The sequence below is a fragment of the Caldimonas sp. genome, assembly GCF_046291045.1.
Taxonomy (GTDB): Bacteria; Pseudomonadota; Gammaproteobacteria; order Burkholderiales; family Burkholderiaceae_C; genus Caldimonas.
In genome coordinates this window covers 12,185-24,447 of the sequence record NZ_JBKBSL010000022.1, presented here as the reverse complement: position 1 = coordinate 24,447, position 12,263 = coordinate 12,185, and the positions used below count along the sequence as shown (strand labels likewise).

At 68.3% G+C, this 12,263-nt stretch carries 11 protein-coding genes; 4 read left to right on the top strand and 7 right to left on the bottom strand.

The features are described 5' to 3' along the window. Positions 1–13 precede the first annotated feature (13 nt). The 6 genes from ACK4ZD_RS09640 to ACK4ZD_RS09615 all read right to left on the bottom strand — a co-directional run bounded on the left by ACK4ZD_RS09640 (position 14) and on the right by ACK4ZD_RS09615 (position 5,305). Positions 14–1,039 carry an amino acid ABC transporter substrate-binding protein gene (locus ACK4ZD_RS09640; RefSeq protein ID WP_409660973.1) on the bottom strand — a complete coding sequence of 342 codons (1,026 nt, stop codon included), beginning with the start codon at positions 1,037–1,039 and terminating at the stop codon, positions 14–16. Between the two features lie 218 nt (positions 1,040–1,257). Further along, complete coding sequence (locus ACK4ZD_RS09635) at positions 1,258–2,694, bottom strand: NAD(P)(+) transhydrogenase (Re/Si-specific) subunit beta (protein WP_409660970.1); 1,437 nt, start codon at positions 2,692–2,694, stop codon at positions 1,258–1,260. After that, positions 2,691–3,011, bottom strand: a complete 321-nt coding sequence (locus ACK4ZD_RS09630; RefSeq protein WP_409660967.1) for an NAD(P) transhydrogenase subunit alpha — start codon at positions 3,009–3,011, stop codon at positions 2,691–2,693. Before ACK4ZD_RS09630 ends, ACK4ZD_RS09635 begins: the two co-directional genes overlap by 4 nt. A gap of 35 nt (positions 3,012–3,046) precedes the next feature. Next, a complete protein-coding gene (gene panD / locus ACK4ZD_RS09625; RefSeq protein WP_409661066.1) occupies positions 3,047–3,409 on the bottom strand; it encodes an aspartate 1-decarboxylase in 363 nt (120 codons plus the stop codon). Positions 3,410–3,420: 11 nt separating this feature from the next. After that, complete coding sequence (locus tag ACK4ZD_RS09620; protein WP_409660964.1) at positions 3,421–4,536, bottom strand: Re/Si-specific NAD(P)(+) transhydrogenase subunit alpha; 1,116 nt, start codon at positions 4,534–4,536, stop codon at positions 3,421–3,423. Between the two features lie 193 nt (positions 4,537–4,729). Continuing rightward, positions 4,730–5,305, bottom strand: a complete 576-nt coding sequence (locus tag ACK4ZD_RS09615) for a flavin reductase family protein (RefSeq protein WP_409660961.1) — start codon at positions 5,303–5,305, stop codon at positions 4,730–4,732. Between the two features lie 102 nt (positions 5,306–5,407). On the opposite strand from ACK4ZD_RS09615, the gene ACK4ZD_RS09610 reads away from it, so the two are divergent. Beyond that, positions 5,408–5,920, top strand: a complete 513-nt coding sequence (locus ACK4ZD_RS09610) for an NUDIX hydrolase (protein WP_409660958.1) — start codon at positions 5,408–5,410, stop codon at positions 5,918–5,920. After that, on the top strand, positions 5,917–7,026 hold the full coding sequence (gene mnmA / locus ACK4ZD_RS09605) for a tRNA 2-thiouridine(34) synthase MnmA (RefSeq protein WP_409660956.1): 1,110 nt from the start codon (positions 5,917–5,919) through the stop codon (positions 7,024–7,026). The genes ACK4ZD_RS09610 and mnmA overlap by 4 nt, the downstream gene beginning before the upstream one ends. Positions 7,027–7,033: 7 nt before the next feature. Here mnmA and ACK4ZD_RS09600 read toward each other — a convergent pair whose 3' ends face one another. After that, the gene (locus ACK4ZD_RS09600; RefSeq protein ID WP_409660953.1) at positions 7,034–7,657 is read right to left on the bottom strand and encodes a CAP domain-containing protein; all 624 of its coding nucleotides are present in this window, start codon (positions 7,655–7,657) and stop codon (positions 7,034–7,036) included. 304 nt (positions 7,658–7,961) lie between these two features. Between ACK4ZD_RS09600 and ACK4ZD_RS09595 the strand changes: the two genes are divergently transcribed. Both ACK4ZD_RS09595 and ACK4ZD_RS09590 read left to right on the top strand, forming a co-directional pair. Beyond that, complete coding sequence (locus tag ACK4ZD_RS09595; RefSeq protein ID WP_409660950.1) at positions 7,962–8,999, top strand: efflux RND transporter periplasmic adaptor subunit; 1,038 nt, start codon at positions 7,962–7,964, stop codon at positions 8,997–8,999. Further along, entirely contained in the window at positions 8,996–12,139 is a 3,144-nt protein-coding gene (locus ACK4ZD_RS09590) for an efflux RND transporter permease subunit (RefSeq protein ID WP_409660947.1), read from the top strand. The genes ACK4ZD_RS09595 and ACK4ZD_RS09590 overlap by 4 nt, the downstream gene beginning before the upstream one ends. The last annotated feature ends 124 nt before the right edge of the window (positions 12,140–12,263 follow it).

Here is a 12,263-nt window from a genome sequence, read left to right as displayed (position 1 = left end):
CAGGCGGGCAGGGTCAGCGCAGCGGCGGCGCGTACATCAGGCCGCCATCCTTCCACAGCGCGTTCTGGCCACGCTCCAGGCCCAGCGGGCCGATGTTGCGCTGGTAGATCTCGCCATAGTTGCCCACGGCCTTGATCGCGCGCACCAGCCAGTCGTTGTCCAGCCCCAGGCCCTTGCCCACGTCGCCCGAGACGCCGACGATGCGCTGCACCTGCGGATCCTTGGATTCGGCTTTGAGCTTGTCCACGTTGGCCGAGGTGACGCCGTATTCCTCGGCCTCGATCAGGCCGAAGAGCGTCCACTTCACGATGGTGAAGAACTCCCAGTCGCCGCGCCGCACCATGGGGCCCAGGGGCTCCTTGGAGATGGCGTCGGGCAGGATCACCAGATCATCCTTGTTGGGCGCGGCCAGCCGCGTGGCGGCCAGGCCCGAGATGTCGGTGGTGAACACATCGCAGCGCCCCGCGAAGAAGGCCTGCTGGATCTGCGCCAAATCGCTGATCACCACCGGCTTGAACGTCATGCGTTTGCTGCGGAAGTAGTCGCTCAGGTTCAGCTCGGTCGTGGTGCCGGGCTGCACGCAGATGGTGGCACCATTGAGCTGCGAGGCGCTCTTCACGTTGCTCGACTTCTTCACCATGAAGCCCTGGCCGTCATAGAACCAGGTGCCGGCGAAGACCGAGCCCAGTGTGGAGTCGCGCGAGGACGTCCAGGTGGTGTTGCGCGAGAGGATGTCCACCTCGCCCGACTGCAGCACCGTGAAGCGGTTCTGCGTCGTGGTGGGGACGAACTGCACCTTGTTGGGGTCGTTCAGGACGGCGGCGGCCACGGCGCGGCAGAAGTCGACGTCCAGGCCTGTCCAGCGGCCCTGGGCATCGGGGGCCGAGAAGCCTTGCAGGCCGCTATTGACGGCGCAGCGCAGCGTGCCCCGCGACTTCACCGCATCGAGCGTCGGCCCGGCCGAGGCGGAAAGTGGCAGCATCGCCGGCAGCGCAACGGCTGCGGCAGCGGCCAGGCCCTTGATCCAACGTGTCTTCATCTCGAGAACCCTTTCCTGACATGAAGGCCGCTCCGCCGGATCGACGGGGCAGCCGGTGGCTTGCAATGTCCTGACCTGCCTTGTGGACAGGTCAGGGCCTCAAGCATGCAAGGTTTGGGCCTGCCTGGCTTCATGGGAAACGCGCATAGCCAGGGTTAACACAGGGAGCACAGGCACCGGGGCCCTCGGGTTGACCCCAGGCTGCAGCACCGTGCAGCTCAATCCAGCGCCTTGACCATGTCCTCCACGACCTTCTTGGCATCGCCAAAAACCATCATGGTCTTGTCCATGTAGAAGAGCTCGTTGTCCAGTCCGGCATAGCCGGCGGCCATGCTGCGCTTGTTGACGATCACGGTCTTGGCCTTGTAGGCCTCCAGGATGGGCATGCCGTAGATGGGCGAGCCCTTCTGCAGCGCCGCGGGGTTCACCACGTCGTTGGCGCCCAGGACGATGGCCACGTCGGCCTGACCGAACTCGCCGTTGATGTCTTCCATCTCGAAGACTTGGTCGTAGGGCACTTCGGCTTCGGCCAGCAGCACGTTCATGTGGCCCGGCATGCGCCCGGCCACCGGGTGGATGGCGTACTTCACCGTGATGCCCTTGTGCGTGAGCTTCTCGGCCAGCTCCTTCACGGCGTGCTGGGCGCGCGCCACGGCCAGGCCGTAGCCGGGCACGATGATCACGGTTTCGGCATTGCCCAGGATGAAAGCTGCGTCATCGGCGCTGCCGCTCTTGACGCTGCGCTGCGGCTGCGCCCCTGCCGCAACGGCCGAGGCGTCGCCGCCAAAGCCGCCCAGGATCACGTTGAAAAAGGAGCGGTTCATCGCCTTGCACATGATGTAGCTCAGGATGGCACCCGAGCTGCCCACCAGCGAGCCCGCGATGATCAGCATGCTGTTGTTGAGCGAAAAGCCGATGCCCGCGGCCGCCCAGCCCGAGTAGCTGTTGAGCATGGACACCACCACCGGCATGTCGGCCCCACCGATCGGGATGATGATGAGCACGCCCAGCACGAAGGCCAGTGCGATCGAGGCCCAAAGCGCGACCTCGCTCTGCGTGACGGTGTAGACCGCCACCAGGGCCAGCATTGCCAAGCCCAGCACCAGGTTGAGCAGGTGCTGGCCCGAGAAGACCACCGGTGCGCCCTGGAAGAGGCGGAACTTGTACTTGCCGCTGAGCTTGCCGAAGGCGATGACCGAGCCGCTGAAAGTGATGGCGCCGATCACGGCGCCCAGGGCCAGCTCCAGCCGGTTGCCGGTGGGGATGGCGGCATCCTTGGCCGTGATGCCGAAGGCCCAAGGCTCCACCGCCGTGGCCACCGCGATGAAGACGGCGGCCAGGCCCACCATGCTGTGCATGAAGGCCACCAGCTCGGGCATCTTGGTCATTTCCACCCGCTTGGCCATCACCGTGCCGATGGAGCCGCCGGCCAGCAGACCCACCAGCACCCACACCATGCCCGCAGCGCCTGGCTGGCCCATGCGGCCGGCCGTCTCGACGATGAGCGCGGCGGTGGTGAGGATGGCGATCGCCATCCCCGTCATGCCGAAGACGTTGCCGCGGATGGACGTGGTGGGGTGGCTCAGACCCTTGAGGGCCTGGATGAAGCAGACGCTGGCCACCAGGTACAGCAGGACGACGAGGTTCATGCTCATGCCTGGCCTCCCGCGGCCGATGCCTTCTTCTCTTTCTTTTTGAACATCTCGAGCATGCGGCGTGTCACCAGGAAGCCGCCGAAGACGTTCACGGCGGCCAGTGCCACCGCCAGCACGCCCATGGCCTTGCCCAGGCCGGTTTCGGTGAGCGCGGCGGCCAGCATGGCGCCCACGATCACGATGGCCGAGATGGCGTTGGTCACCGCCATCAGCGGCGTGTGCAGGGCGGGCGTGACGTTCCACACCACGTGGTAGCCCACGTAGATGGCGAGCACGAAGATGATCAGGTTGATGATGACCGGGCTGAGCGTGTCCATGCCGGCGTCTCCTTCAAAGTGTCAGAACTTGCGGATCAGAACTTGCGAACTTCCTGGATGCGGTTGCCTTCGCCCAGCAGCACCACCTTGGGCTTGTGGTCGCGGGCCTGGTCCTCGCTCATCGGCGCGTAGGTGCAGATGATGAGCAAGTCGCCGATCTGGGCTTTGCGCGCGGCCGCGCCGTTGAGCGAGATGGTGCCGCTGCCGCGCGGGGCCTTGATGATGTAGGTCGAGAAGCGCTCGCCGTTGTTCACGTTGTAGAGGTCGATGTGCTCGAACTCGCGCATGTCGGCCGCGTCCATCAGGTCTTCGTCGATGCCGCAACTGCCCTCGTAGTGCAGATCGGCCTCGGTCACGGTGGCGCGGTGCAGCTTGGCGCGCAGCATCACGCGCTGCATCGGGAAAGGCATCATGTGCGCGTCACCTGTCCGTCTTGCGTCATGCGGCAGGCCGCGACGATGTCGTCGGCGAGGTCGATCTTCAGCGTGCCTTCCTTCGAGACGATGAGCTTGAGAAAGTCCAGCACGTTGCGCGCGTACAGGGCCGAGGCATCGGCGGCCACCAGGGCGGGCAGGTTGGTTTCGCCCACGATGGTCACGCCGTGCTTGATGACGGTCTGGCCGGGCTCGGTCAGCGGGCAGTTGCCGCCTTGGGGCGCGGCCAGGTCCACGATCACCGAGCCGGGCTTCATCGACTTCACCATGTCCTCGGTCACCAGCACCGGGGCCGGGCGGCCGGGGATCAGCGCGGTGGTGATCACCACGTCGGCCTGGGCCACGCGCTTGGCCACTTCGATCTTCTGGCGGTCGAGCCAGCTTTGCGGCATGGGCCGGGCGTAGCCGCCCACGCCTTCGGCGGCCTCCTTCTCCTCGGCGGTTTCGTAGGGCACGTCGATGAACTTGGCGCCCAGCGATTCCACCTGTTCCTTCACCGAGGGGCGCACGTCGGACGCCTCGATCACGGCGCCCAGGCGCTTGGCCGTGGCAATGGCCTGCAGGCCGGCCACACCCACGCCGAGCACCACCACGCGCGCGGCTTTCACCGTGCCGGCGGCCGTCATCAGCATCGGGAAGAAGCGCTGGTAGCGATCGGCGGCGATCATCACCGCCTTGTAGCCGGCGACGTTCGCTTGCGAGGACAGCACGTCCATGCTCTGCGCGCGCGTCGTGCGCGGCGCCGCCTCCAGCGCAAAGCTGGTCAGGCCGGCCGCGGCCAGGCGCTGCAGGCCCTGGGCATCGAAGGGGTTGAGCATGCCCACCAGGGTGGCGCCAGGCTTCATCAACGCGAGCTCCTGGGCGTTCGGAGCGCGCACCTTGAGCACCAGCTCGCAGCCGAAGGCGCCCGCGGCATCGGTGATCTCGGCCCCGGCGGCCACGTAGGCCTCGTCGGGCGCAGCCGCCTTCACGCCGGCGCCGGACTGGATGCGCACGGTATGACCCTGCGCCTTGAGTTTCTTGGCCGTCTCGGGGGTGACGGCCACGCGGGTTTCCCCCGCCACCGTCTCGAGCGGTACGCCTATGAGCATGAAGCCCTCCTCGTGTGGTTCTCTGAAACTGCGGTGCTGCGCCCTGCGGCACAACGCCAAATCCCGCGCAGCTTACACAAGCTGACAAGCCTGCGCGATGTAACAAGATTACAAGTTTCAGCTTCTTGCAAGGCGAGGGACCCTGGGGTGGGGCGCCCTCCGAGAGGGGGGGCGTGGCGGGCGCGTGGGGCGGTCACGCGGGACGCGCGTGCGTGGTCTTCGAGGCTGTGGCAAACCGTCCCGCCCCCAGGTGGTGCAAGGTGTGCAGCTCGGCATTGTCCTCGCGCACCGACCAGCGCCCGTTGTCGAAGATGCGCGCATCGGCCGCGGCCGACAGCACCTCGGCGAAGCAGGTGTCGTAGGCCTGCTCGGTATGCGGCTCGGGGATCAACCGGCATTCCATCCAGGCGGCGCAGCCGTGTTCCAAGAGGGGCACGCCGGTCAGGCTTCCAGCCTGCGAAGCGATACCAAAGCGTGCGAATTTGTCGATCTCGCGGCCACTCACACTGCCCACGGCATAGGTGAGGTCGGCCAGGGCCGCGCCGGGGATGCACACGCCGAAATACCCGCTGGCGTGGATCAGCTCGCGCGTGAAGGTGCGCTTGTCGATCACGATGGCCAGGCGCGGCGGTGTGAACTCCACCGGCATCGACCATGCCGCGGCCATGATGTTGCGATGTCCGCCGTGGGCGCTGGTCACGAGCACCGTGGGGCCATGGTTGATGAGGCGGCTGGCGTGTTCGAGGCGGACGTTCTGGAAACGGCTCATGGGTGTGGTGGAGGGGGCGTGCACCGATCAGGAGCATTGTGAGCCCGCCGCGGTGTCCCCGGCGGCGGCGGGCTTTCGTGGGGGCCGCGATAATCGGCGCCCATGAACGATCGTTGGAAACCCAGTGTCACGGTGGCGGCCATCGTCGAGCGCCAGGTCGATGGCCGCAGCCAGTTCCTGCTGGTGGAAGAGCACACGGCCGAGGGCCTGCGCCTGAACAACCCGGCCGGCCACCTCGACCCGGGCGAGTCGCCCGTGCAAGGGGTGGTGCGCGAGATGCTGGAGGAAACCGGCTGCGTGTTCACGCCCGAGGCGCTGGTGGGCGTTTACCTCTCGCGCTTTCACCGCCCCGCCACCGGCGAGGACGTGACCTACGTGCGCTTTGCCTTCCGCGGCACGGCCAGCGAGCCCGCGCCAGGTTGGGTGCTCGATGAGGGCATCGTGCGCACGCTGTGGATGACGCCCGAGGAGATCCGCGCCAGCCGCGAGCGGCACCGCAGTCCGCTGGTGCTGCGCTGCATGGAGGACCACCTGGCCGGCAAGCGCTACCCGCTGGAGCTGATCACGGTCGATCCGACGATCTATTCCCCCGAGCTCAAGGTGAGGGCGCCATGACGCGCAAGTCGCGGGTGGTGGTGGGCCTGTCCGGCGGGGTGGACTCGGCCGTGAGCGCCTGGTTGCTCAAGCAGCAGGGGTACGAGGTCGTCGGCATCTTCATGAAGAACTGGGAAGACGACGACGATAGCGAGTACTGCTCCTCGAACGTCGATTTCGTCGATGCCGCCTCGGTGGCCGACGTGATCGGTATCGAGATCGAGCACGTGAACTTCGCGGCCGAGTACAAAGACCGGGTGTTCGCCGAGTTCCTGCGTGAATACGAGGCCGGGCGCACGCCCAACCCCGACGTGTTGTGCAACGCCGAGATCAAGTTCAAGGCATTTCTGGATCATGCTCTGCGGCTGGGGGCCGAGAAGATCGCCACTGGCCACTATGCCCGCGTGCGCGAGCGCAACGGCCGCTTCGAGCTGCTCAAGGGCCTCGACCCGGCCAAAGACCAGAGCTATTTCCTGCACCGGCTGAACCAGGCGCAGCTCAGCAAGACGCTCTTCCCCGTGGGCGAGCTGCACAAGACCGAGGTGCGCCGCCTCGCCGCCGAGATCGGCCTGCCCAATGCGAAGAAGAAGGACTCCACCGGCATTTGCTTCATCGGCGAGCGCCCGTTCCGCGAGTTCCTCAACCGCTACCTGTCCAACACGCCCGGCCCCATCAAGGATGACCGAGGCCGGGTGCTGGGCGAGCACGTGGGCCTGAGCTTCTACACCCTGGGTCAGCGCAAGGGGCTGGGCATCGGGGGCATCAAGGACAAGGGCGCCGCACGCGGCGGGGGCGACCACGACCCGTGGTTCGTGGCACGCAAGGACATGGACCACAACACCCTGTACGTGGTGCAGGGCCATGACCACCCCTGGCTGCTGTCGCACCGCCTGGTGGCTGGTGACGTGGCTTGGACAGCCGGTCATCCGCCCGCGCCGGGCCGCTACGCGGCCAAGACGCGCTACCGACAAAGCGACGCGTCCTGCATCTTCGACGGCCTGGACGGCACACGGTTTGCGCTCGAGTTTCCGCAGGCCCAGTGGGCCGTCACGCCGGGGCAGTCGGCTGTGCTTTACGACGGCGAGGTTTGCCTGGGCGGCGGGGTGATCGACGCAGTGTCCGCCTGAGCGGTGCTCAGCGCGGCGTGCCCAGGGTCTGCGTCCAGTACCAGCCGTAGCGGCTGTTGGCGTTGCGGGCGCAGGCCAGGCCCATGTCGCGGAAGTGCGGGTTCATGAGGTTGGCGCAATGGCCTTCGCTGGCCATCCAGCCGTTGATCACGGCCTGGGCCGAGGTGGCCCCCGCGGCGATGTTCTCGCCGGCGCGGCTCCAGCGGTAGCCGGCGTCGGTGATGCGCTGGTCGAAGGTGCGGCCGTCGCGGCTGGTGTGGCTGAAGTAGTTGTTGTCGGCCATGTCGCGGCTGTGGCCGTAGGCGGCGGTCGTCAGGGCCGTGTTCCAGCTCAGCGCCGTGGTGGCCGCAAAGTGGCCCTGGCTGCCGCAGGTGGCGCCAGCGGCGCGGCGCTCGTTCACCAGGCGCAACACCTCCGCCTGGAAGTCGGGCAGGCCGCAGGAGATGTCTCCCTCGGGGGCTGGCGCGGGGCCGGGGGCTGCAGGCAAATCCGCCAGCGCCGGGGCATCGGTTGGCGTGGAGGAGGCGTCGCTGGGCGACCCCGGGGCATCGTCACCGCCTCCGCCACACGCCGTCAGGGCCGCTGCGGCTGCGGCCAGGCAGGCTACCCGGACCGACACGAGGGAGAGCATCGAACTGGGTGCGACGGGCATGGACGGCGGCTGTCAACAATAGTCAGCGAGGCGCGCATGTTGCCGCAAGACACGCCATCCAGGGATGACCAATTGCAACCGCCGTGTGAATGTCACCACAGGCATCTCACGACACATGTCAGCACGATGACGGCCGATGGCCCCACAGCGCCCCCGAAAGAGGGTGGGTGCGCGGCTCGCGCACGCGCATAATCTTATGAACATCTGCACAAAACGGCCTTCGGCCCGCCGGTTTCGCCCTCGCGGTGGTGCTGTCGCTCAGGCTGTCCTTCCCGAGCCCTCCATGAAGCTTCGCTGCCTTGCCGTGTTCTTGTCTTGCCTGGGGGCGCTCCTGTGGATCGGCGCTGCTCAGGCCCAGGCCCCCTCGGCCAATGGCGGGGCCGCGTCGGTCCAGGTCCGGCCCTTTGGCGACGTGGCCGTGCGTCCGCAGCGCGAAGCGCCGGCGGCCGTGGTGCCGCGCAACCAGGCTCGGGTGGCGGCCGAAGTGGCGGGGACGCTGCTGCGCTGGCGAGTGGATGCCGGTGCCAGCGTGCGCCGCGGCGAACTGCTGGCCGAGATCGATCCGACCGACTTCCGCCTCGAACGCGACCGCGCGCAGGCGGCCGTGCAGGCCACCCAGGCGCGCCTGGCTCTGGCCCAAACGCAGTGGCAACGCACGCGCGAGCTGGTGGCGCAGAACTTCCTGTCCCAGGAAGCGCTGAACCAGCGTGAGACCGAATTGAAGCTGCTGCAGGCCGAGCTGGCGGCCCACCGGGCGCAGCTCGCCACGGCCGAACGAGCCCTGGCGCGCACGCGCATCGCGGCGCCCTTCGCAGCGACGGTGAGCCAGCGCCTGGCCCAAGCTGGCGAGTACGTGGCCCCCGGCACGGTGCTCTATGTGCTGACCGAGACCGGCGCGGCCGAGGTGAGCGCGCAGCTGGCTCCCCAGGATGTGGCCAGCCTGCGCTCGGCGAGCGACCCGCGCTTCGAGGCGGGGGGCAGACGCACCGTGGCGCTCAAGCTGCTGCGCGTGGCTGGTGCGGTGACGGCGCCGGCGCGCACGGTGGAGGTGCGCCTGGCCCCGCTTCAGGCCGTGCTGCCCGGCACCGAGGGGCGCCTGCTGTGGACCGAGGATCGTGCGCACGTGCCCCCGGCGCTGATCGTGCGGCGCGACCGCCGCCTGGGCGTGTTCACGGTGGTCCAGGGCAAGGCCCGTTTCGTGCCCCTGCCCGCGGCCCAGGAGGGCCGGGCTGCTGTGGCCGCGCTGCCGCCGGACGCCCTGGTGGTCGTCAGCGGCCAGGCGGCCTTGCAGGATGGCGCCCGCGTGAGCATCGACCGATGAAGCTGCTGGCTGCCCTGATCCGCAACCATCCGCTGGCCAACGTCACCTTCGTGGTGGTGCTGGTGCTGGGGGCGCTGAGCTACCTCTCGATGCCGCGAGCGCAGGATCCAGAGATCAACTTCAACTGGGTCAGCATCATCACCGCCCTGCCCGGCGCCTCGGCCGAGGACGTCGAACGCCTGGTCACCAACCCGCTGGAAGACGGCATCAAGGGCGTGGCCGACGTGCGCTTCGTCGTCAGCAGCAGCCGCGAGAATGTCTCGAGCATCCTCGTGCGCTTCCGCGAAATCTCCGAGCGCACCTTCGACAAGCGCATCGCCGACCTGCGTCGCGAGATCCAGAACAAGGCCAACACCGAACTGCCCGCCGAGGCCGAGGATCCGGTGGTGCTGGAGATCACCACCTCCAACGGCTTTCCCACCGCCTCGCTGATGCTGCTGGGCCAGGACGACGACGAGGTGCTGCGCCAGGCGGGCCGCCAGATCAAGCTCGACCTGGAGCGCATGGCCGGCGTGGACCAGGTGTATGCCTCGGGGCTGCGGGATCCGGAGCTCCTGATCACGCCCGACAACGCCGCCTTGGTCGCGCGTGGCCTGAGCGCCAGCGACGTGGCCGATGCGGTGCGCAGCGTCTTTCGCGACACCTCGGCCGGCACGCTCAAGACGGTCGGCGGCGCCTGGTCGGTGACGGCGCAGGGCATCGCCACCGACCCGCAGCATCTGGCCGGCATCGTGGTGCGCAACCCGTCGAGGCCGCAAGCCACCGCGCGCCTGGACGAGGTGGCGCGCATCGAGCGCGCGCGCGCGCCAGCCGCCCAGCGGGCCAGCATGGACGGGCGCAGCGCCATCAGCCTGGCCGTGACCAAGAAGCCCGGCACCCACACCCTGGAGCTGGTGCAGCGGCTCAACGACTACATCGCCCAGCGCCAGGCGGCGCTTGCCGCCAGCGGATTGACGCTGCTGCTCAGCGATGACCAAACCGTACCCACGCGCGAAGCCATCGGCGTTATGGAAGCCAACGCGCTGTTCGGTCTGGTCAGTGTCCTTGGCATCTGCTGGCTCTTTCTGGGCTGGCGCATCGGCGTGCTCGTGGCCCTGGGCATCCCGTTCGCGCTGGCCGGCACGATGGTCGTGCTCGGCAGCCTGGGGCACACGCTCAACATCTCGGTGCTGCTGGGGCTGGTGATCGCGCTGGGCATGCTGGTGGACGATGCGGTGGTGGTCGTCGAGGCCATCTACTACCGCCTGCAGCGTGGTGCCCAAGCCTTCGAGGCCGCGATCGACGGCGTGCGCGAGGTCTTCGCCCCGGTGCTGTCTTCGGTGCTCACCACGCTGGCGGCCTTCCTGCCGCTGATGCTGCTGCCCGGCATCGTGGGCAAGTTCATGTTCGTCATCCCCTTCGTGGTGACCCTGGCCTTGCTGATCAGCCTGGTCGAGGCGTTTTGGATGCTGCCCACCCATGTCCACGCGCTCAAGCTGCGCCTGGATCAGACTTCGCGGGCCCAGGCTTGGCGCAACGAGTTCAACCGCAGACTGCGCCTGTGGTATGGGCGCAGTCTGGCGATGGTGCTGCGCCGCGCGGGTTGGTCGCTGTTGGTGGCCGTCGGGCTGGTGTTGGGGGCGGTGGGCCTGTTCTTCTCGGGCGCCGTGAAGGTGCAGTTCTTCGCCTTCGATCCGCTGCGGCTGTTCTACGTGAACGTGGACATGCCTTCGCAGGCCACGCTGGAGCAAACCCTCGCCGAAACCGAGGCGGTCGAGCAGGTGGTGCGCAAGCACCTGCAAGGGGTGGGCCCGCAGGGCGAGGCGCGTGCGGTCGTGTCGGTGGCGGGCATCAAGTTCACCGACACCGAGCCGGTTTATGGCGATCCCTACGGCCAGGTGTCGGTGTCGTTGAACCCGCGCGGCGAGGACGGGCGCGAGGTGAGCGAAGTCATCGAAGCCATGCGCGCCGAGGTGGAGGCCCTGCCCGGCCCCGGACGCAAGAGCTTCACGCTGCTGTCGGGCGGTCCGCCCAAGGGCAAGCCGCTGAACGTGAAGGTGCGCGGCGACGACCCGGACGAGCTGCGCCGCGCGGCCGATGCGGTCAAGGCCATTGTGGCCGGTGTGCCCGGCGCGAAGGACGTCACCGACGACGACGTGCCGGGCCGGCCCAAGCTCACGCTGCAGTTCGACCACGAGGCCTTGCGCCGCGCCGGGCTCGATGCCGCTGCGCTCGCGCGCATGCTGCGCATCCAGGTCGATGGCGAGATCGTGGCCTTCACCCGCGAGGGGGGCGACAAGATCGAGGTGCGCGTGGGCGGCCGCGACGACCTGCGTGCCGACCCCGCCGCGCTGCTGGCCGAACCGCTCACCCTGCCCAACGGCCAGGTCACGCGGCTGGAGACCCTGGTGACGGCCAGCGTGGAGCCGGGCAAGGGCTTCATCCGTCACTACAACCTGCGCCGCACCATCACGGTGGAAGCCAACCTCGACGACCCCAAGGACAACCCGCAGGCTGTGAACACCGCGCAGGCCAACGCCCAGGTGCAGGCCGCCTGGCGCGAGGTGGCGAGCCAGTACCCGGGCATCGACCTGGAGTTCTCGGGCGAGTTGGAGGACATCCAGGAAAGCCTCGATGCGATGGGCCAGCTCTTTGCGCTGGGGGTGGGCCTGATCTTCCTGATCCTGGCCGCGCAGTTCGTCAGCTACTGGCAGCCCTTGATGATCCTGGTGACGGTGCCCTTGGCCTTCACCGGCGTGACGCTGGGCCTGGCGCTCACGCAGAACCCGCTGTCGCTCTACACGATGTACGGCGTGATCGCGCTGACCGGCATCGCCGTGAACGCGGCCATCGTGCTGATCGACGCGGCCAACGAGCGCCGTGCGCGCGGCATGGGCACGATGCACGCCGTCGTGTGGGCGGCGCGCCGCCGCGTGGTGCCCATCCTGATCACGTCCACCACCACCATCGGCGGGCTGTTCTCGCTGGCCACGGGCCTGGGCGGCAAGAGCCTGCTGTGGGGGCCGGTGGCCGCCAGCATCGTCTGGGGCCTGGCCTTCTCGACGCTGCTCACGCTCTATGTGGTGCCGCTGCTCTACCTGGTGTTCATGCGCCGGCTGGATCGGCCGCGCATGACCCCGGCGCCGGCGCACGGGGCCTGACGCCCCGGTCGTTCGCGCCGATTCCGGGGCTGGGCTCGATCTTGAGGGGCAGGGGAACGAAAGGCCCTCTGCGGCGGGCCCGCGCCGACGGGGCCCGAAACGGGGTTCGATCGGGCGTGGACCC

Bases quoted from the DNA above. Each gene is read 5' to 3' on its own strand.
- ACK4ZD_RS09635 (WP_409660970.1), bottom strand. From the start codon at position 2,694: ATGAGCATGAACCTCGTCGTCCTGCTGTACCTGGTGGCCAGCGTCTGC.
- ACK4ZD_RS09640 (WP_409660973.1), bottom strand. From the start codon at position 1,039: ATGAAGACACGTTGGATCAAGGGCCTGGCCGCTGCCGCAGCCGTTGCG.
- ACK4ZD_RS09620 (WP_409660964.1), bottom strand. From the start codon at position 4,536: ATGCTCATAGGCGTACCGCTCGAGACGGTGGCGGGGGAAACCCGCGTG.
- ACK4ZD_RS09600 (WP_409660953.1), bottom strand. From the start codon at position 7,657: ATGCTCTCCCTCGTGTCGGTCCGGGTAGCCTGCCTGGCCGCAGCCGCA.
- ACK4ZD_RS09615 (WP_409660961.1), bottom strand. From the start codon at position 5,305: ATGAGCCGTTTCCAGAACGTCCGCCTCGAACACGCCAGCCGCCTCATC.
- ACK4ZD_RS09590 (WP_409660947.1), top strand. From the start codon at position 8,996: ATGAAGCTGCTGGCTGCCCTGATCCGCAACCATCCGCTGGCCAACGTC.
- ACK4ZD_RS09630 (WP_409660967.1), bottom strand. From the start codon at position 3,011: ATGGACACGCTCAGCCCGGTCATCATCAACCTGATCATCTTCGTGCTC.
- ACK4ZD_RS09610 (WP_409660958.1), top strand. From the start codon at position 5,408: ATGAACGATCGTTGGAAACCCAGTGTCACGGTGGCGGCCATCGTCGAG.
- ACK4ZD_RS09595 (WP_409660950.1), top strand. From the start codon at position 7,962: ATGAAGCTTCGCTGCCTTGCCGTGTTCTTGTCTTGCCTGGGGGCGCTC.
- panD (WP_409661066.1), bottom strand. From the start codon at position 3,409: ATGCAGCGCGTGATGCTGCGCGCCAAGCTGCACCGCGCCACCGTGACC.
- mnmA (WP_409660956.1), top strand. From the start codon at position 5,917: ATGACGCGCAAGTCGCGGGTGGTGGTGGGCCTGTCCGGCGGGGTGGAC.